The sequence below is a fragment of the Achromobacter veterisilvae genome, assembly GCF_037619525.1.
Taxonomy (GTDB): domain Bacteria; phylum Pseudomonadota; class Gammaproteobacteria; order Burkholderiales; family Burkholderiaceae_B; genus Achromobacter; species Achromobacter veterisilvae.
The window spans coordinates 3,769,501-3,788,588 of sequence record NZ_CP148753.1 but is presented as its reverse complement, the minus strand read 5'-3'; the positions used below and the strand labels follow the sequence as shown (position 1 = coordinate 3,788,588).

General features: G+C 69.5%; 17 protein-coding genes. 6 read left to right on the top strand and 11 right to left on the bottom strand.

The window, feature by feature from the left end:
* Positions 1-36 precede the first annotated feature (36 nt).
* Both WHX56_RS17635 and WHX56_RS17630 read left to right on the top strand, forming a co-directional pair.
* The gene (locus WHX56_RS17635; RefSeq protein ID WP_129245502.1) at positions 37-651 is read left to right on the top strand and encodes an SCO family protein; all 615 of its coding nucleotides are present in this window, start codon (positions 37-39) and stop codon (positions 649-651) included.
* 101 nt (positions 652-752) lie between these two features.
* Positions 753-1,004: a GlsB/YeaQ/YmgE family stress response membrane protein gene (locus WHX56_RS17630; protein ID WP_129245500.1), complete on the top strand. Its 252-nt coding sequence runs from the start codon at positions 753-755 to the stop codon at positions 1,002-1,004.
* An 87-nt stretch (positions 1,005-1,091) separates the two neighbouring features.
* Here the strand turns inward: WHX56_RS17630 and adeC are convergent, their stop codons facing one another.
* From adeC to WHX56_RS17615, 3 genes are read right to left on the bottom strand one after another with little or no spacing between them, the layout of a single operon-like run.
* Positions 1,092-2,555 (bottom strand): AdeC/AdeK/OprM family multidrug efflux complex outer membrane factor, encoded by a 1,464-nt coding sequence (gene adeC / locus WHX56_RS17625; RefSeq protein ID WP_338878521.1) that lies wholly within the window; start codon positions 2,553-2,555, stop codon positions 1,092-1,094.
* Positions 2,552-5,734 carry an efflux RND transporter permease subunit gene (locus WHX56_RS17620; RefSeq protein WP_129245496.1) on the bottom strand — a complete coding sequence of 1,061 codons (3,183 nt, stop codon included), beginning with the start codon at positions 5,732-5,734 and terminating at the stop codon, positions 2,552-2,554. Before WHX56_RS17620 ends, adeC begins: the two co-directional genes overlap by 4 nt.
* Before the next feature lie 14 nt (positions 5,735-5,748).
* Positions 5,749-6,948 carry an efflux RND transporter periplasmic adaptor subunit gene (locus WHX56_RS17615; protein WP_422393663.1) on the bottom strand — a complete coding sequence of 400 codons (1,200 nt, stop codon included), beginning with the start codon at positions 6,946-6,948 and terminating at the stop codon, positions 5,749-5,751.
* Positions 6,949-7,239: 291 nt separating this feature from the next.
* Between WHX56_RS17615 and WHX56_RS17610 the strand changes: the two genes are divergently transcribed.
* Positions 7,240-8,145 (top strand): LysR family transcriptional regulator, encoded by a 906-nt coding sequence (locus WHX56_RS17610; protein ID WP_129245516.1) that lies wholly within the window; start codon positions 7,240-7,242, stop codon positions 8,143-8,145.
* A gap of 86 nt (positions 8,146-8,231) precedes the next feature.
* On the opposite strand, the gene WHX56_RS17605 is transcribed toward WHX56_RS17610, so the two are convergent.
* Positions 8,232-8,963: a pseudouridine synthase gene (locus tag WHX56_RS17605; RefSeq protein WP_129245494.1), complete on the bottom strand. Its 732-nt coding sequence runs from the start codon at positions 8,961-8,963 to the stop codon at positions 8,232-8,234.
* 179 nt (positions 8,964-9,142) lie between these two features.
* On the opposite strand from WHX56_RS17605, the gene WHX56_RS17600 reads away from it, so the two are divergent.
* The 3 genes from WHX56_RS17600 (at position 9,143) to WHX56_RS17590 (ending at position 10,659) form a co-directional block, all read left to right on the top strand.
* Entirely contained in the window at positions 9,143-9,769 is a 627-nt protein-coding gene (locus tag WHX56_RS17600) for a chorismate--pyruvate lyase family protein (RefSeq protein ID WP_338878520.1), read from the top strand.
* A 75-nt stretch (positions 9,770-9,844) separates the two neighbouring features.
* A complete protein-coding gene (locus WHX56_RS17595; protein WP_129245490.1) occupies positions 9,845-10,189 on the top strand; it encodes an ArsR/SmtB family transcription factor in 345 nt (114 codons plus the stop codon).
* The gene (locus tag WHX56_RS17590; RefSeq protein WP_338878519.1) at positions 10,186-10,659 is read left to right on the top strand and encodes an SRPBCC family protein; all 474 of its coding nucleotides are present in this window, start codon (positions 10,186-10,188) and stop codon (positions 10,657-10,659) included. The genes WHX56_RS17595 and WHX56_RS17590 overlap by 4 nt, the downstream gene beginning before the upstream one ends.
* Positions 10,660-10,705: 46 nt before the next feature.
* Here the strand turns inward: WHX56_RS17590 and WHX56_RS17585 are convergent, their stop codons facing one another.
* The 7 genes from WHX56_RS17585 to WHX56_RS17555 are packed head-to-tail and all read right to left on the bottom strand — an operon-like array spanning position 10,706 to position 19,086.
* Positions 10,706-11,569 (bottom strand): isocitrate lyase/PEP mutase family protein, encoded by an 864-nt coding sequence (locus WHX56_RS17585; RefSeq protein ID WP_338878518.1) that lies wholly within the window; start codon positions 11,567-11,569, stop codon positions 10,706-10,708.
* A gap of 10 nt (positions 11,570-11,579) precedes the next feature.
* The gene (locus WHX56_RS17580) at positions 11,580-12,929 is read right to left on the bottom strand and encodes an FAD-dependent oxidoreductase (RefSeq protein WP_338881797.1); all 1,350 of its coding nucleotides are present in this window, start codon (positions 12,927-12,929) and stop codon (positions 11,580-11,582) included.
* Positions 12,930-12,979: 50 nt separating this feature from the next.
* The gene (locus WHX56_RS17575; protein ID WP_338878517.1) at positions 12,980-13,588 is read right to left on the bottom strand and encodes a cysteine hydrolase; all 609 of its coding nucleotides are present in this window, start codon (positions 13,586-13,588) and stop codon (positions 12,980-12,982) included.
* Positions 13,589-13,597: 9 nt separating this feature from the next.
* Positions 13,598-15,646: a hydantoinase/oxoprolinase family protein gene (locus WHX56_RS17570; RefSeq protein WP_338878516.1), complete on the bottom strand. Its 2,049-nt coding sequence runs from the start codon at positions 15,644-15,646 to the stop codon at positions 13,598-13,600.
* Positions 15,643-17,313 (bottom strand): hydantoinase B/oxoprolinase family protein, encoded by a 1,671-nt coding sequence (locus WHX56_RS17565; protein WP_338878515.1) that lies wholly within the window; start codon positions 17,311-17,313, stop codon positions 15,643-15,645. The genes WHX56_RS17570 and WHX56_RS17565 overlap by 4 nt, the downstream gene beginning before the upstream one ends.
* Before the next feature lie 19 nt (positions 17,314-17,332).
* Positions 17,333-17,821: a 3-isopropylmalate dehydratase gene (locus tag WHX56_RS17560; protein WP_338878514.1), complete on the bottom strand. Its 489-nt coding sequence runs from the start codon at positions 17,819-17,821 to the stop codon at positions 17,333-17,335.
* Entirely contained in the window at positions 17,818-19,086 is a 1,269-nt protein-coding gene (locus tag WHX56_RS17555) for a 3-isopropylmalate dehydratase large subunit (protein WP_338878513.1), read from the bottom strand. The genes WHX56_RS17560 and WHX56_RS17555 overlap by 4 nt, the downstream gene beginning before the upstream one ends.
* Positions 19,087-19,088 lie beyond the last annotated feature (2 nt).

Genomic DNA, 19,088 nt, shown 5'->3' with positions numbered 1-19,088 from the left:
ATCGAAAGGTTTACCCCTTTACCCGCCCCTGGACTCATGCGACACCTCATTTCCGGCCGCGCCTGGCGCGGCCTGCTGTTGGCCCTGTGCGTGTTCCTTGCCGCCTGCGGCGACAGGAACGTCGATTGGACGCTCTACAACGTGAAGGGGCACCTGCCCGACCTCAAATTCTCGCTGCCCGGGGCGGGCGGCAAGACGGTCAGCAGCGACGACCTGAAGGGCAAGACCGTGCTGCTGTTCTTCGGCTACGCCAGTTGCCCGGACATCTGCCCCACCACCATGGCGCAGTTGACGGCCGTGCTGCAGAACCTGGGCGACAAGGCCCGCGACGTGCGCATCCTGTTCGTCAGCGTGGACCCGCACCGCGACACGCCCGATATCCTGCAGGCCTACGTCAACGCCTTCAACAACAACGCCATCGGCGTGACGGGCGACGAAAAGCAGATCGCCGACCTGGCGCGGCGCTACCGCGTGGCCTACCAGATCGAGAAGCCCCGCCCCGGCGACGACGCGGACATGTACGAGGTCACGCACAGCCGCGGCGTGTACATTTTCGACAAGGACGGCAAGGCGCGCCTGCTGGCCTCGGATACGGACAGCATCGAGGCGCTGACCAAGGACGTGCGCCAGCTTATCGACCTGACCTCCTGAGCCGGCGCCCTTCGCATACCAGTTGTTACAGCCGGCGCGGGCGCGGCTTGGGTATCATCTGTGCACACTGCCCCCTTTTACTCTAGTCAAGGAGTACGCGCATGAGCATCATCATCATGATCATCGTCGGGTTCATCGTGGGCCTGATCGCCCGCGCCATCATGCCCGGAGACCAGAACATGGGGATCATCATGACCACCATCCTGGGTATCATCGGTTCGGTCGTCGCCGGCTTCCTGGGCCAGTCCCTGGGCTGGTACGCGCCGGGCGAGCCCGCGGGCTGGATCGGTTCGGTCGTCGGCGCGATCGTCGTGCTGTTCGTGGTGGGCCTGATCGCCAAGAAGCGCGCCTGACGCCTTGCTGCATAGGCAATGAAAACGGGCCGATCGGAAGATCGGCCCGTTTTCATTCCAGGCGCCGCGCGGGGTGCGCGGCGCCTATCAAGACCCGGCCTGGGCGGTCGCGGTGCGTTCGGTCCAGCCGCCGCCCAGCACCTTGTACAGGGTAACCAGGTTGGCCAGGCGGGCCAGGCGGGTATCCACCAGGGCCTGCTGCGCGCTATAGAGCGAACGCTGCGAATCCAGCACGCTCAGGTAGTCGTCGATTCCCTGGCGGAAGCGCTGCTCCGACGCGTCGTAAGCGCGCTGGTTGGCCGCCACCAGGAGCTGCTGCGCCTGGATCTGCTCGTCCAGCGTGCCGCGCCCGGCCAGGGCGTCCGCCACCTCGCGGAAGCCGGTCTGGATGGATTTCTCGTATTGCGCCACCTGGATGTTCTTCTGCACCTTCGCCAGGTCCAGGCCGGCCAGCAGCGAGCCGCCGGCGAAGATCGGCACGGTGATCTGGGGCACGAAGCTCCAGGCGCCCGAGCCGCCTTCGAACAGGCCGCCCAGGCTGGCGCTGGCGGTGCCGGCCGAGCCGGTCAGGCTGATGGTCGGGAAGAAGGCGGCGCGCGCCGCGCCGATATTGGCGTTGGCGCCCTTCAACTGGTGCTCGGCCGCGCGGATGTCCGGGCGCCGCGCCAGCAGGTCCGAGGGCAGCCCGGCCGGCAGCGTGATCGGCAGCATGCCGTCGTCCAGCTTGACCGCGCTGTCCAGCGCCGCCGTCATCTCGGGCGGCAAGGGCTGGCCCACCAGCAGCACCAGGGCATTGCGGTCCTGCGCGGCCTGCCGCGTGTACTGCGACAGGTTGCGCTGCGCGGTGCGCAGCGACACTTCCGCCTGGCTCAGGTCCAGCGCCGTGGACAGGCCCTGGTCGTAGCTTTGCTGCGTGAGCTTGAAGGAATCCTCCTGGCTCTTGAGGGTGTCGCGGGTGAGCGCCAGGAGTTCCTGGTCGGCGCGCATCGTCAGGTAGGCGTTGGCGACCTCGGCGATCAGCGTGAGCTGGGTGGCCGTGCGCGTTTCGTCCAGCGCCAGATAGGTCTCCAGCGCCTGGTCGCTCAGGCTGCGGATGCGGCCGAACAGGTCCAGTTCCCAGGCGGACATGGCGGCGCCGACCTGGTAGGTGTGGCTGGTGGTGGCGCGCCCGCTGGCCGACAGGTCGGCCGGCGTGCGCTGGGCCGATTCCTGGCCGGCGATGCCCACGCTGGGCATCAGGTCGGCGCGCTGGATGCGGTACTGCGCGCGCGCCGCCTCGACGTTCAGGGCCGCCACGCGCAGGTCGCGGTTGTTCGCCAGCGACTGCTCGATCAGTTGTTGCAGCAGCGGATCGCCGAAGAAATCGCGCCAGCCGATATCGGCCGTGGCCAGGCCGCCCGCGTCGGCGGACTGGGCCGCTTTATAGGACGGACCCGTGGGATAAGCCGCATCGACCGGCGCGTCCGGCCGTTCGTAGGTGGGGGCCAGCGAGCAGCCCGCCAGGGCCGCCGCCAGGGAAACAGACAGCAAGGTTCTCATCGGGAATTTCATTGCGATTGTCCTTCCGCGGACACGTCCTGCGAGCCGTTGGCGCTGGTGTCGTGCTTGTCCACGTTTTCGCTCATGCGCTTGACCTTGAACACGCGCAGCATGATCACGAAGAAGGCCGGGACGAAGAAGATGGCCAGGAAGGTGCCGGTCAGCATGCCGCCGATCACGCCCGTGCCGATGGCGTTCTGGCTGCCCGAGCCGGCGCCGGACGAGATCGCGAGCGGCGTCACGCCCAGGATGAACGCCAGGGACGTCATCAGGATGGGACGCAGGCGCTGGCGGGCGGCATGGATGGCCGATTCCGTCAGGCTGGCGCCCGCCTCGTAGTGCTCCTTGGCGAATTCCACGATCAGGATGGCGTTCTTGGCCGCCAGCCCGATGGTGGTGAGCAGGCCCACCTGGAAGTACACGTCGTTGGACAGGCCGCGCATCAAGGTGGCGAGCAGCGCCCCGATGATGCCCAGGGGCACCACCAGCATCACCGCGGACGGGATGGTCCAGCTTTCATACAGCGCCGCCAGGCACAGGAACACCACGATCAGCGAAATGGCGTAGAGGGCCGGCGCCTGGGCGCCCGACAGGCGTTCTTCGAACGACAGGCCCGTCCATTCGAAGCCCACGCCCACCGGCAGCTTGGAAGCCAGCCGTTCCATTTCCGCCATTGCCGCGCCCGAGCTGTAGCCCGGCGCCTCCTGGCCCTGGATGTTGTAGGACGGCACGCCGTTATAGCGGTTCAGCTTTTGCGGACCGAAGCTCCAGGTGGCCTTGGCGAAGGCCGAGAACGGCACCATGTCGCCCGCGTTGTTGCGCACGTACCATTTGTTCAGGTCTTCGGGCAGCATGCGCGAGGACGCCTCCCCCTGCGCGAACACCTTCTTCACGCGGCCGCGGTCGATGAAATCGTTGACGTACGACGATCCCCAGGCGGTGGCCAGCGTGCTGTTGATGTCCGACACCGCCACGCCCAGCGCGCGCGCCTTTTCGCGGTCGATGTCGAGCTGGTACTGCGGCGCGTCCTCGATGCCGTTGGGGCGCACGCCCCGCAGGATCGGGCTCTGGGCCGCTTCGCCCAGCAACTGGTTGCGCGCGGCGAGCAGCTTCTCGTGGCCCACGCCGGCGCGGTCCATCAACTGGAAGTCGAAGCCGGTGACGTTGCCCAGTTCCATCACGGAGGGCGGCGGCACCACGAACAACTGGGCGCGGCGCTCGGTCTTGGCGAAGTGCGCGTTGGCGCGCCCCGCCACGGCGCCGGCCTTGAGGCGGGCGTCGCCGCGTTCTTCCCAGTCGCGCAGCTTGATGAACAGGATGGACGCGTTCTGGCCGCGGCCGCCGAAGTTGAAGCCGTTGACCGCGAACACAGAGGTGACGGCGTCCTTCTCTTCGGTGAGCAGGTACTGCGTGGCGTCGTCGATGACGGCCTTGGTGCTTTCCGCCGTGGCGCCGGCCGGCGTCTGGATCTGGGCGAACAGAATGCCCTGGTCCTCGTCCGGCAGGAAGGCGGTCGGGATGCGGGTGAACATCCAGCCCATAGCGATGACCAGGGCCAGGTAGATCACCATCAGGCGCTTGGTGCGGTTCAGGCCGCGCGCGACGCTGTTGGCGTAGCCATGGCTGCTGCGGTCGAACATGCGGTTGAACCAGCCGAAGAAGCCCTTCTTCGACCCGTGGTGGCCCTTGGGGATGGGCTGGAGCAGGGTCGCGCACAGGGCCGGCGTGAACACGATGGCCACGAGCACCGACAGCACCATGGAAGACACGATGGTGATGGAGAACTGGCGATAGATCACGCCCGTGGAGCCGCCGAAGAACGCCATGGGGATGAACACGGCGGCCAGCACCATCGCGATGCCGATCAGCGCGCCCGTGATCTGCGACATGGACTTGCGCGTGGCCTGCTTGGGCGTCAGGCCCTCCTCGGCCATCACCCGCTCCACGTTTTCCACCACCACGATGGCGTCGTCCACCAGCAGGCCGATAGCCAGCACCATGCCGAACATGGTCAGGGTGTTGATGGAATAGCCGAACGCCGCCAGCACGCCAAAGGTGCCCAGCAGCACGACCGGCACGGCCAGCGTCGGGATGATGGTGGCGCGGAAGTTCTGCAGGAACAGGTACATCACCAGGAAGACCAGGACGATGGCCTCCACCAGCGTCTTGAACACTTCGTGGATCGACAGGCTGACGAACGGCGTCGTGTCGTACGGATAGACGACGTCCATGCCCTGCGGGAAGTACGGCTTCAGGTTGTTGATGGTGTCGCGCACCGCCTGCGCCGTATCCAGGGCGTTTGCGCCGGGCGCCAGCTTGATGGCCAGGCCCGAGGCGGGCTTGCCGTTGTAGAAGCTGTCGATGGCGTAGGTCTGCCCGCCCAGCTCGATGCGCGCCACGTCGGCCAGCCGCACCTGCGAACCATCGGTGTTGACCTTGAGCAGGATGCGGCCGAAGTCTTCCGCCTTTTCCAGGCGCGACGGCCCGATGATGGTAGCGTTCAACTGCTGGCCGCGCACGGACGGCAGGCCGCCCAGTTGCCCGGACGACACCTGCACGTTCTGCTCTTTGATCGCCGCCACCACGTCGACCGTGGTCAGGCCGTAGTTGACGAGCTTGGCCGGGTCCAGCCAGATGCGCATCGCGTACTGCGAGCCGAACAACTGGAAGTCGCCCACGCCCTGCGTGCGGCTGATGGGATCCTGGACGTAGGACGCGACGTAGTCGGCCAGGTCGTCCTTGGTCATCGTGCCGTCGGTGGACACGAAGCCCGCCACGATCAGGAAGTTCTTGGTGGCCTTGGTGACCCGGATGCCCTGCTGCTGGACTTCCTGCGGCAGGAGCGGCTGCGCCAGCGACAGCTTGTTCTGCACCTGCACCTGCGCGGTGTCGGGATTGGTGCCCTGCTTGAAGGTCAGGGTGATGGACATGCTGCCGTCGGAGTTGCTTTCCGACGAGATGTATTGCAGGCCGTCCAGCCCGTTCATCTGCTGCTCGATCACCTGCACCACGGTGTCCTGCACGGTCTGCGCGGACGCGCCCGGGTAGGTCACCGCGATGCCGATGGCCGGCGGCGCGATGTTGGGATATTGGGAGACCGGCAGCTTCAGGATGGACAGCGCACCGGCCATCATCAGCACGATTGCGATCACCCAGGCGAAAACCGGCCTATCGATGAAAAACTTTGCCATGCGTGGCTCCCTGACTACTGCTGCTTCGCCGCCGCGGCCGCTTGCGGTTGCGGCGCTTGCGGCGCGTTGGCCTTGGCTTCGGTGGCGATCACTTCAACCCCGGGGCGCACCATCTGCACGCCTTCCACGATGACCTTGTCGCCCGCGGACAGGCCGTCGGTGACCAGCCACTTGTCGCCGACGGCGCGGTCGGCCTTCAGTTCGCGCAATTCGACCTGGTTCTTGGCGTTGACCACCAGCGCCGTCGGCATGCCGCGCTGGTTGCGCGTCACGCCGCGCTGCGGCACCAGCAGGCCGTCGGCGGCCACGCCGTCGGCCAGGCGGGCGCGCACGAACATGCCCGGCAGCAGGCGGCGCTCCGGGTTGGGGAACACCGCGCGCAGGGTGACCGAGCCCGTGCCCTGGTCGACCGTGACTTCCGAGAACTGGAGCTTGCCCTGCTGCGCGTATTGCGAGCCGTCTTCCAGCGTCAGCGTCACGAGCGCGGCCTGTTCGCCGTCGGCCTTCTTCAACTGGCCGCTGGCCAGCGCGTTCTGCAGGCGCAGCAACTGGACGCTGGACTGGGTGACGTCGACGTAGATCGGGTCGATCTGCTGCACCGAGGCCAGCGCCGAGGTCTGGTTGGCCGTGACCAGCGCGCCCTCGGTCACCGAGGAACGGCCGATGATGCCGTCGATGGGCGAGAGCACCTTGGTATAGACCAGGTTGATACGCGCCGTGTCGAGCGCGGCCTTGGCCGACAGCACGTCGGCTGCGGCCTGGTCGCGCGAGGCGACGGCGTTGTCGTAGGTCTGCTGGCTGACGGCGCGGGTGGCCACGAGCGGCTTGTAGCGCTCGGCCAGCAGCGCGGCCGTTTTCTGCTGGGCCTGCGCGCGCGCCAGGGCGGCCTTCTGGCTGTCGAAGCTGGCCTGGTAGAGCGCGGGGTCGATCTGGTAGAGCTGCTGCCCCGCCTTGACCTCGCCGCCTTCGGTGAAGAGCCGCTTCTGGACGATGCCGTTGACCTGGGGACGCACTTCGGCCACGCGGAAGGGCGAGGTGCGGCCCGGCAATTCGGTGGTCAGGGAAACCGGTTGCGCGGCCAGCGTCACCACCGTTACCTGCGGTTTGCCTGCCTGGGGCGCCTCTTGCTTCTTGCCGCAGGCGGCCAGTGTGAGTGCCGATGCCGTCAGCGTGGCAACCGCCGCGCCGCGCCACATAGCGCTTTTCTTATTCATAGATTGCATTCCCGATTTCCAAAAAAGTACCCATGCCGCACCCGTTGCGCGGGGTGCGCGAAAAAAAACTCCCCGGACCGTGGCGCGTATGCGGTCCGTGTGGATCGGCCGGGGTGGATTTGCCTTGAACACGCAGGCTGGGCGTCGTGGCATTGCTGCATTGCAGAACTCGCATTCTGAGTTATCCCGCCCCAGAAACAAAGAGGCACGCCGAGAAAACATCATTCCATTTATGGGACAATTTCCAAACCTTTGATATGACAGAATTCCGTCATGAAACGCTTGCAAGGCATGGAACTTTTCGTCGAAGTCGCGAAAACGCGCAGCTTCAGCCGCGCCGCGGCGGCGCTCGGCGTCCCGAAGTCGACCCTGTCCCGCCAGGTGGCCGAACTGGAGCGGTCGATCGGCCTGCGGCTGCTCAGCCGCACCACGCGCAAGGTCGAATTGACGGACGCGGGCCGCCTGTACTTCGAACGCTGCCAGCACATCGTGGCCGAGGCGCAGATCGCCCACGAAGAACTACAGAAGCTGGTGGACACGCCCGCCGGGCCGCTGCGGGTGAACATGCCCGCGGACTTCGGCACGGATTTCCTGGCTGAATCGTTCATGGAGTTTTCCCGCCGCTACCCCGACGTCACGTTTTTCCTGGATCTGGCCAATCCGGACCACGCGTCGCGCGTGTTCCAGACCTGCGATATTTCCATCGAAATCGGCGAACTGCCCGACTCGACACAGATTGCAAGGCTGCTGGGCATGCTGCCCGCCCATATGTACGCCTCGCGCGATTACCTGGCGAAGCACGGCGAACCGAAGCACCCCAGCGACCTGACCCGGCACGAATGCATAGAGTTCCGCGCGGAAGGCGCGGGACGCGTGACCCGCTGGCCGTTGACCAACGGCAGCCAGCACATCGAATTCACGCCAGGGAACCGCTTTTCCGTCAACGGCGTCGCCATGGCCCGGCGCCTGGCCATGCTGGGCGCGGGCATCGCGGTGCTCGTGGGCGGCCAACTGGCCGAACAGCAATCGGGCCAGTTGCAGCGGGTGCTGCCGGACTGGCAGCTCGGTCCTTTCCCGGTCTACGCGGTCACGGAGACGCGGCTTCTGCCCGCCAAGACCCGGATTTTCATCGAATTCCTGATGGAGCGCCTGGGCAGCAGCGGGCAGGCGAAGGATACTCCCGCTTTTATGACATAGGCCCGAATCGGAAACAGATTGAAAAATCTGGCGCACGCCGACAACAGATGTCGGCAGGGACGATCAATCGGGCGCCCGGCGGTTTTTCAGAAACGCTCGTCTTCGCGCAGATAGCGCCATTGCCCCAGCGGCAGGTCGCCCAGGGACACGCGCCCGATGCGCACCCGCTTCAGGCCCACCACTTTCAGGCCGACCAGTTCGCACATGCGGCGGATCTGGCGCTTCTTGCCCTCGCGCAGCACGAAGCGCAACTGGTCGCTGTTCTGCCAGCGCACCTGCGCCGGCCGGAGCGCCTTGCCGTCCAGCGACAGGCCGTGGTTCAGCAGGCCCAGCCCGCTCTCGGACAGGCTGCCCTGCACCCGCACCAGGTACTCCTTGTCCACGCTGGAATCCTCGCCGATGAGATGCTTGGCGACGCGGCCGTCCTGCGTCAGCACCAGCAGGCCCTGCGAATCGATGTCCAGCCGGCCGGCCACCGCCAGCCCGTCCAGGTGCCCGCGCTCGAAACGCCGCGGTTCCCGGTCGCCCGCGTAGCGCGACCGGGCGTCGATCAGGGCGACGGCGGGCGTATAGCCTTTCTCGGCCTGGCCCGACACGTAGCCCACCGGCTTGTTGATCAGGATGGTGACGCGCGAGGTCTGGCGGGCCTGCGCGGCGCGTTCCAGGGTAATGGCCTGGTCGGGAAAGGCCCGGGCGCCCAATTCGGACACCACGACGCCATCCACCCGGACCCAGCCGCGTTCGATATAGGTGTCGGCCTCGCGGCGCGAACACAGTCCGCGCTCGGACATGAGCTTGGAGATACGTACTTTTTCCATGGGCGATATTGTATTCGGACGCGTGTAACGGACGCGTGTAACGGACGCGTGTAACAGACGCGTGCGACGGACGCGTGCAACAGGAGCGCGTGACGGGCGCGGCTGCGGCAACGCCGCAGGCCGGGCGCGGCGCGGCGCTCGCCGCTCGCCGCGCGCCGCTCTTGGCATAATACGCAGCCATGACTAGCCTAGCAGTACTTTCCCCTCCCCTCGCTCCGGGCTGGCTGCCGGCCGCCCCGCCCCTGCTGCCGCCCGCCATGCGGCACTGGCTGTTCCGCCCCGGCGCCCTGACCGCCGGCCTGCGGCAGGTGGGCGGCGTCCGCCTGCGCGTGCTGGCCGAATACGCCGACGGCGCCCCGCCGGACGAAGCGCAAGCCATGTGCATCGCCCCCGGCAGCCCGGTCTGGGTGCGCGAGGTCCTGATGTCGGTCGATGGCGTGGACAGCGTGCCCGCCCGCAGCCTCACGCCGCTGACGGCCTCGCACGGCGCGTGGCAGGGCATGCGGCGCCTGTCGACGCGGCCGCTCGCGGACATGCTCTACCACGACCGCACCGTCATCCGTTCGCCCTTCGCCTGCCGCCGGCTGGCGTCGCCGGTGCCTTTCCACGCAACGGCGCTGCGGGCGCTGGGCGCGGCGCGCCCGGATCCCGAGGCGGCCCGCGTCTGGGCGCGCCGTTCGGTGTTCTGGCGCATGGGCCAGCCGCTGCTCGTGGCCGAATGCTTCCTGCCCGGGTTCTGGACCCTGACCGCCGGCCGGGCGGTGCCTCCCTTGCAGCCGCACCAGCGGACGCCGGGCGCGCGTTAATTTTTTTTGCCGCGCGCTTGCCCGCGCGTGCCGACGCGCGTATAGTTTCCTCTAACGGAAACTATTGGAAAGGCAATGGATCCCACGCACCGCCCGCTCGATCTGCTGTTCACCGCCCTGGCCGACCCCAACCGGCGCGCCATGGTGGAACAGCTCAGCCGCGGCCCCGCCACCGTCAAGCAACTGGCCGAACCGGCCAGGCTGAGACTGCCTTCGGCGGTCAAGCACCTGCAGGTGCTGGAAAACGGAGGCATCGTCATGTCGGAGAAGGCCGGACGCAGCCGGACCTACCGCATGCGGCCCGGCGCTTTCCGCCAGATCGACGAATGGGTGCGCCAACGGGAGGCCGCGATGGAAGCGGCCTTCGACCGCCTCGTGCAGGCCATGCACGACATTCCCCCCGAGGACGACACGCCATGACCGCCCCTGCCATCGAACACGCCACCTTCGTCATCGAACGCGAACTGCCCGGCAGTCCGCAAGACGCCTTCCGCTTCTGGTCCGAACCCAGGCTGAAGCAGCGCTGGACCGGCTGCCATCCGGACTGGGCCGTGCTGGAAGAGCATTTCGACTTCCGGGCCGACGGAACGGAGTCCAAGCGCTGGCGCACTCCCGACGGCGCGGAACAGACCTACCGCGCGGCCTACCTGGACGTCGTGCCGGGCCGGCGCATCATCTACGCCTACGAGATGGGCTTCGGGGGACAGCGGATATCGGCTTCGCTGGTCACGGTGGAGTTCGTGGCCGCCGGCGCGGGCACACTGATGCGCTTCACCGAACAGGCGGCCCTGCTCGACGGCAGCGGCGCGCAAGGCCGGCGGATCGGCACGGAAGCCGGCCTGGACCGGCTGGCCGAGCTGGCCCGGGCGGGCGTGGCCGAACTGCATTGACGGCGGCGGCGCGGGCAAAGGCGCCCTCTCCCGGGCGCCCGCCACCTCATCCGCCGTAGGCCTTGCCCCGCTCCAGCAGTTCCGGCGTGCCGATGACGGCGTTCAGGCCGTCGAAGTCCAGCATCCCGTCGCGCCAGGGCGCGGTGGTGCCGTGGCGGCGCAGGCTGGCGTAGTAGCCCTGCAAGGTGTGCGCCACGGCGCGCGCCGTGCCGCCGGGGAAGATGACGATGCGGAATCCCAGCGCGGTCAGCGCCTCGGCGCCTTGCACCGGCGTCTTGCCCCCTTCCACCATATTGGCCAGGAGCGGCACGCGCCCCGCGTAGCGCTTGCAGGCCGCCTCCATCTGCCCGGGCGTGCGCAGCGCCTCGATGAAGAGCGCGTCCGCGCCGGCCTCCAGATAGGCATCGGCGCGGTCCAGCGCCGCTTCCAGCCCTTCGGCCGCGAGCGCGTCCGTGCGCGCCAGGATCAGCGTCGATTCGCTGAGGCGCGCATCCACCGCCGCGCGCAGCTTGCCGCACATCTCGGCGGCCGGGATCACCGTCTTGCCGTCCAGATGGCCGCAGCGCTTGGGAAAGGTCTGGTCCTCCAACTGGATCATGGCCGCGCCCGCCCGCTCGAAGCCTCGCACCGTGCGCTGCGTGTTCAGCGCGTTGCCGAAGCCGGTGTCGGCGTCCACGATGACGGGCACCGCCACCCGCTCCGTAATACGGGCCAGCGCATCCTCGACCTCGGTATAGGTGGTCAGGCCGATGTCGGAGCGGCCCAGCCGCGTGTAGGCGATCGACGCCCCGGAGAGGTACAGCGCGCCAAAGCCGGCCTGCTCGGCGAGCAAGGCCGACAAGGCGTCGTATACCCCGGGAGCCAGCACGGCGCCGGCTTCCAGTTGCGTTTTCAGGTTCTGCTTGCGCATCGTCGATTCCCTAGGCAAGTTCGCGCTTCAGCAGCGCCGCCGCGGTCGCCGCGGCAATATGGCCGCCCGCCACGGCGCTGAGCAGGCCGTTGCCGGACAGGTAGCCCGACACATCATTGCCCGAAACGCCGCGGGCCGCCCCGCCCGCCGCCAGCAGGTTGGGCAGGGGCCGGCCGGTCCGGTCCAGCACGCGGCATTGCGCGTCGATGTCCAGGCCGCCCTGGGTGTGGAACAGCGCCCCCGTCACCTTGACCGCGTGGTAGGGCGCCCCCAGCGCGCGCTCGAAGCGCCGGCCGTGCGCGTCCGCGGCGCCGGGACGCGCGTGCGCCAGGGTCCGGCCCAACGTGTCCGCGTCGCAGCCGATCAGCGCGGCCAGCGCCGCCACGTCCGCGCAGGTCTTCAGCGCCTGGCCGGCCTCGGCCGCGACGAAGTCGGGGAACCCCCGCGCCAGCGCCAGCGTGCGGCCGTCGAACACGTTCCAGGCCACGCCGCCGGGCTGCGCCAGCACGTGGACGGCGGCTTCGGAATAGCCGCGGGTCTCGTCGTGGAAGCGGCGCCCTTCGCGGTTGATCTGCACGCCGCCGTCCATCATGACGGCCCAGGAGATCAGCGCGCCCTGCGGCGTGGCCCACGAGCCATGGCCCTGGTAGCCGCCCAGGTCGGCCAGGCCCGCGCCCAACTGCGCGCCCCATTCGATGGCGCTGCCGTCGTTGCCGGCGTGGCCGCCATAGACCGCCTCGCGCATGGCGGGGAGATGCTCGGCCACCATCGCCGCATTGCCGCCGAAGCCGTTGCAGGCCAGGATCAGCACGTCGCAGCCGATCACGTCCATCGAGCCGTCCGGCCGCTCGCAACCCACGGCCGAGACGCGGCCGTCCTCGTCCGCCCAGAGCCGCCGCGCCAGGGCGCGGGTCAGCAGATAGGCGCCGGCGCCCGTGGCGGCGCGCTCCAGCGCGGCGACCAGCGCCGCGCCGGTGCGCTCGGGCAAAGTGTGCATGCGGCGGGCGCCGTGGCCGGGATAGAGGAAGCCGTCCAGCACTTCGAAGGCCAGGCCATGGCGCGCCAGATTGTCCACGGCCGCCGCCGCCGCGCCCGTATAGGCGGCGACCAGGTGCGGCGCGGCCGCGCCATGGGCCTTGGCCTGGATGTCGGCGGCGAAGCGCTGCGCGTCGTCCTCGATGCCCGCCGCAAGCTGCGCCGCCGACCCCGCCGCCGGGATGAAGCCGGACGACAAGGCGGTGGAGCCGCTGGGCGCGGCGTCGCGCTCGATCAGCACGGTCTCGATGCCGGCGTCGGCCAGGCGCAGCGCCGCGGTCAGGCCGCAAGCCCCGGCGCCGATGATGGCCACCGGCACGCGCATGGCGTCCGCGCCGGGCGCGGCGCCGCGCAGGACCTCGGGCGCGTTCGCTTTCACGATCCCAGCCTGCCCGCGAAATCCTGGCAGGTCAGCACGTCGGCCACGGTGCGCAGGTCGGCCAGGGCGGCCTCGTGCATGGCGGGCGTGGGCGCGGCGCAGCCGTCGGCCAGCACCGATACGTGGTAGTCGCGCATATGCGCGTCGCGCGCCGTGCTGGCCACGCCGCCGTTGGTGACGATGCCGGCGATCGCCACGTTGGCGATGCCCGCGCGGCGCAGTACCCAGTCGAGCTGCGTATTGAAGAAGGCCGAGTAGGCGACCTTCCAGACGGACGCGTCCACCAGCCCGTCCAGTTCGGCCACGTTGGCCTGCCCCGCCGAACCCGCGGCGAAATCGCCCTTGCGCAGGAACGGGCGCAACTGCCTCAAGTGCGGCGAAACCATGGGTTCGCCGTGCGCGTCCGGCCACAGCGTGAACAGGCTGGCCGCGACGAAGCCGCCGCGCGCCTTGAGCGCGCGCGCCACGGGCGCCACGCGCGCCGGCAGGGCGCGCGCCTGCGGGCTGACCGCGCCGCCGCGGTCATAGGCGCCGCCGGGCGACAGGAAATCGTTCTGCAGATCGACGATGATCAGCGCGGTGCTGCGGGGATCGAGGGTGGACATCGTCCGCTCCTAGGAAGCTTCGCGGGCGATCAGCAGATTGCCCAGGAAATCGACGCGGCCGGTGAAGCCGGGTTCGATCCAGATGGTGGTGTCCGGCTGCTCCAGGATGGCCGGGCCGGCCACCTCGGCGCCCACCGGCAGGTCCAGGCGCGCGTAGCGCGCGGCGTCGCGCCATTGGCCGGCGTGGAACACCGGCTGCGTGCCCAGCGCCGCCGGCATGTCCCGGCCGGTCGGCGCCAGCAGCGCCAGGTCGAACTTGGGCCGCTGGCCGATGCGCGCATAGCGCAGGTTCAGGATCCGCACCGGAATGCCGGCCAGGCTGCGGCCGAAGGCGGAAAGATAGGCCCGGTCGAACGCCGCGGCGATGCCGGCGCGGTCCAGTTCGGCGCGGCTGATCTCGACCCGCACCGTGTGGCTCTGACCCACGTACAGCATGTCCAGTTCGATGCTCTCGCGGATGCCCTCGAAGGCCACCCCGGCGGAATCCAGCCGTTCCTGGCAGGCCATGGCGAGCCCGTCGATGCGGGCCAGCAGGTCCGCGGAATCCAGGGCGTCCAGCGCCACGTTCAAGGTCTGCACCCCGTCGTGGCGCATGTCGGCCATGACGCAGCCCAGCGCCGAGGTCACGCCCGGATAGCGCGGCACGATGCCGCGGGCGGCGTCCACCTCGTTCATCATGGCGCAGACGTGCAGCGCGCCGCCGCCGCCGAACGGCATGTAGGCGAACTTGCGCGGATCGTGGCCGCGCTCGATCGACACCACGCGGATCGCCCCCGCCATCTTGGCGTTGGCGACGGTCAGTATCGCCTCCGCCGCGGCGTGGACGTCCAGGCCCAGGGGCCTGGCGACGTGTTCCTCGATCGCGGCGCGCGCCCGTTCCACGTCCATCGTGGCCAGCAGGCCGCCGCCCAGCGGGCGCTCGGCCGCGATGCGGCCCAGCAGCACGTTGGCGTCGGTGACGGTGGGCCGGGTATTGCCCCGCCCGTAGCAGGCCGGCCCCGGCACGCTGCCGGCGGACTCGGGCCCCACTTGCAGCAGGCCGCCCGCGTCCACGCTGGCGATCGAGCCGCCGCCCGCGCCTATCGTCTCGATCTGGATCATGGGCGCGCGCACCACCATGCCGAAATCGATGGAGGTCTGCGCCGACAGCGAGGCTTCGCCGCCCGCCACCAGCGACACGTCGAACGAGGTGCCGCCCATGTCGCCGCTGACCACGTCCGGAAAGCCCGCCGCGCGCGCGATGGCCGCGCAGGCGATCACGCCGGCCGCGGGGCCCGACAGCGCCGTGCGCACCGGCACGTCGCAGGCCGTCTGGCGCGACATCACGCCGCCGTTGCTCTGCACCACCAGCAGTTCGCCGTCGAAACCGTTCGATTTCAGGTCCGATTCCAGCCGCGTCAGGTAACTGCCGACCACGGGCTGGAGCGCCGCGTTGAGCGCCGCCGTGGAGCAGCGCTCGAACTCGCGGATCTCCGGCAGCACCTCGGTCGCGGCCGTGACGTTGCCGTTGGGCCAGACCGCGCGCACGCGCGCCGCGGCCCGCGCCTCGTTGTCCGGATTGGCGTAGGCGTTGACGAAGAACAGGCAGACGGCGTCACAGCCCCGCGCCAGGAGTTCGCGCGCGACCGCCTCGACCTGGTCCAGGTCCACCGGCGTGTGCACCGTGCCGTCCGCCAACACCCGCTCGCTGACTTCCAGGCGCAGGTCGCGCGGCACCACCGGCTCGTAGTTGCCGCGCAGGCCCCAGGTCCGGGGCCGGTCGCGCCGCCGCATTTCCAGCACGTCGCGAAAGCCTTCCGTCGTGATGATGCCGGTGCGCGCCACCTTGCGCTCCAGCAGCGCGTTGGTGCCGACCGTGGTGCCGTGCACGATGGTGGCGATGGCGCCGGCGCCGTCGGCCACGCGGGCGATGCCGTTCATGAAGCCGCGCGCTTCCTCGCCGCGCGTGGAAGGCACTTTCACCACGCGGGCGGTGCCCGCCGCCTCGTCTAGCACGAAAATGTCCGTGAACGTGCCGCCCACGTCCACGCCTACCACCAACCCTTGTGCCGCGCTCATGCCGCCTGCTCCTTCAGAATTCCGCTGACATACCCCATCTTGCGGTCGTGCTCGCGCGCCGCCGCCGGCCGCGCGGCCGGCGCGCCGTAGCCGCCTCCGCCCGGCGTCTCCAGCCGCACCCGGTCGCCGCGCCGCAACTGGATGCCCAGCATCTTCGAGCGCATCGGCGGAGCGAGCCATTCGCCGTCCCGCCGGTAGCGGAACACGTTCAGCGCCGCTTCGCCGCCGCCCGCGATGCCCTTGGGCGCGCTGCGGCCGCGTTCGCCGAAGATGAACGCTTCGGCGCTGTCTTCCAGCAATTCGATTTCATAGATGGCGCCCAGGCCGCCGCGGTGTTCGCCGTCGCCGGCCGAATCCGGACGCAGCGCCCATTGCGTGAAGCGCACCGGATACGCCGCTTCCAGGATTTCCAGCGGCGGAATCGTGGCGGTGGAGATCGGCGCGTTGCCGTGGCTCAGGCCGTCGCCGTCCGAATGGCCGCCGTGGCCGCCGCCGAAGAAGCTGAACATGACCCAGCGCTGGCCGCGCCGGGCGGCGTCGCTGCGGTAGCCGGCGATCGACAGCGCGTTGATGGTGCCGTAGGCCTGCGCCATCGCGCGCGCCGGCTCGGCCTGGGCCATGGCGCAGAAGATCACGTCGATCATGCGCAGGATGGTCTCGGTGTAGCCGCCCACCGGACGCGGCCGGTCCGCCGAGATCACCAGGCCGTCGGGCAGCACCACTTCCACCGCGTCCAGCACGCCGGCGTTGGCCGGCACGTCCGGGAACAGGTGCTTGAGCGCCACGTAGCAGGCGGCGATGGCCGTCGCGCGGGAGATGTTCACCGGGCCGGCGCAGGCCGGCGAGGTGCCGTTGAAGTCCAGCACCAGCCGCTCGCCGTCGATGCTGAGCTTGAGCGCGATGCGCAGCGGTTCGTCGCGCACGCCGTCGTTGTCCAGCATGTCCTCGAAGGCGTAATCGCCGTCGGGCAGGCGCGCGATGTGGTCGCGCATCAGGCGGCGCGCCCGTTCGCGCAGCGTGTCCAGCGACTCCAGCACCGTCGCGTCGCCGTATTCCTCCAGCAGGCCGTCCAGCCGGCCCACGCCCAGTTCCAGCGCCGCCAGTTGCCCGTTCAAGTCTCCCCACAGGCTGTCCGGCAGCCGGGTGTTGGCCTTCAGGATCGCCAGCACGTCCAGGTCCAGCACGCCGGCGCGCACGATGCGCACCGGCGGGATCTGCACGGCCTCCTGCCAGCATTCGGTGGCCGCGGGGTTGTAGTTGCCGGGCACCGCGCCGCCCACGTCGTGCCAGTGCGCGGCCGACGCCAGGAAGCAGAACAGCGCGCCGCCCCGGAACACCGGGCGGACCAGCTTGAAGTCGTTGGCGTGCGTGCCGCCTTCGTAGGGGTCGTTGAAGAGCCAGACGTCGCCGTCGACCATGCCGCCGCGCTCGGCCGCCGCCTTGGCCGCGGCCTTGACCGCGAAGGCCATCGCGCCCACGAACACCGGCAGGCCGGACTTGCCCTGCACCAGCGTGGCGCCGGTGGCCGCGTCGTACATACCGTGGCAGGCGTCGTGGGCCTCGGCGATGATGGGATTGAACGCGCTACGGTACAGCGTGGCGTCCATTTCGTCGGCAATCTGTTCCAGGCGGCCCTTCAGGACTGCGAGTGTGACCGGATCCAGCATGATGTTCTTCCTAAGAGGTTTAGCGCTGTTTCAGCAGATTCAGCAGTCCGCCGGCCCGCACCATGTCCAGCAAAAAGTCGGGCACGGCCTCGCAATGCAGCGCGGTATGGCCGTCGGCGCGGACGATGCGTCCGGCCGCCGGGTCGAGGGCGATGCGCTCGCCCTCCTCCAGGGTCTCGGCCTGGGCGCAGGTCAGCAGCAGCAGGCCCACGTTGAAGGCGTTGCGGAAATACAGGCCGTTGAAGGACGGCGCGACCACCGCGGCGATGCCCAGGCGCACGAGCGCGGCGGCGGCCTGCTCGCGGGACGAACCGATGCCGAAGTTCGGCCCCGCCACCAGCACGTCGCCCGGCCGCGCCTGGGCGGCGAACTCGGGCCGCACCCGCTGCAGGCAATGGCGCGCGATCTCGTCGATGCCGAACTTCATGTAGGCGCCGGGCGCCAGCGCGTCGGTGTCGATGTCCGCGCCCACTCGCCAGACGCGATGCGCCGTTGGCTGGTCGGTCATGCCATGAACTCCCGGGGGTCGGCGATGCGGCCGGCGGCGGCCGACGCCGCCACCGTGTAGGGCGAGGCCAGGTAGACCTGGGCGGTCTCCGACCCCATGCGCCCCTTGAAATTCCGCGCCGTGGTGGAAATGACGCTGGCCCCGTCCGGGATCGACCCGCCGTAGCCGGCACAGGCGCCGCAAGTCGTGGGCAGCACTTCGGCGCCCGCCTCGCGCAGCGCCTGCATGACGCCTTCGCGCTCGGCCTGCTGCTGGTCCTGCCGGCTGGCCGGCGCCACCATCAGGCGCATGCCGGCGGCCAGCCGCCGTCCGCGCAGCACGCTGGCCGCGGCGCGCAGGTCTTCCAGCTTGGCGCCGGTGCACGCGCCGATGTATGCGACCTGCACCGGCACGCCGCGGTATTCGCCCACGTCGCGCGCATTGGCCGGGCTGTGCGGCGCGGCCACCTGGGGCACCAGCGCGGCCGCGTCGAAATCGTGCCATTCCGCCTTGGCGCCTTCGTCGCCGCGCCAGCGCGCCAGATCGAGCCCGGCCTCCACGCCCGCCTCCCGCAGATAGGCCGCCGTGGTCTCGTCCGGGGCGATCAGGCCCACCTGCGAACCCAGCTCGGCGCTCATGTTCGATAGCGTCATGCGCTCCTGCATGGACAGCGCGCGCACGGCTTCGCCGCAGAATTCCACGGCCTGGTAGCGGCCGCCGTTCATGCCGTAGCGGCCGATCATGTGCAGCATCATGTCCTTGGCGGTCACGCCTTCGGCCAGCCGGCCGTTCCAGCGCATCATCAACGTCTGCGGCACTTTCACCCAGATCCGCCCGGTGACGGCCACGCCCAGCATCTCGGTGCTGCCGATGCCGAACATGTACGCGCCGAACGCGCCGCCGGTGGGCGAATGCGAGTCCCCGCCCACGCAGAACATGCCCGGGCGGATATGCCCGTGCTGCGGCACGACCACGTGGCAGATGCCCAGGGAGTCGTAGACGTTGGGCAGTTGCTGTTCAGCCGCCCAATCGCGCGCGATGCGCACGATGCGGCGCGATTCGTCGTCGGATTCGGGCACGTAGTGGTCGATGACCAGCACCACTTTTGACGGATCCCAGAGCGACGCGCCCAGCTCCTGCAACATGGGCTGCAAGCGCCGCGGGCCGCTGGAATCGTGGAACATCGCCAGGTCCACGGCACAGGTGACGATTTCGCCCTCGGCCACCGCATCGCGGCCGCAGGCGGCCGCGATCAGTTTCTGGGCCAGCGTTTGAGGCTCGGCCATGG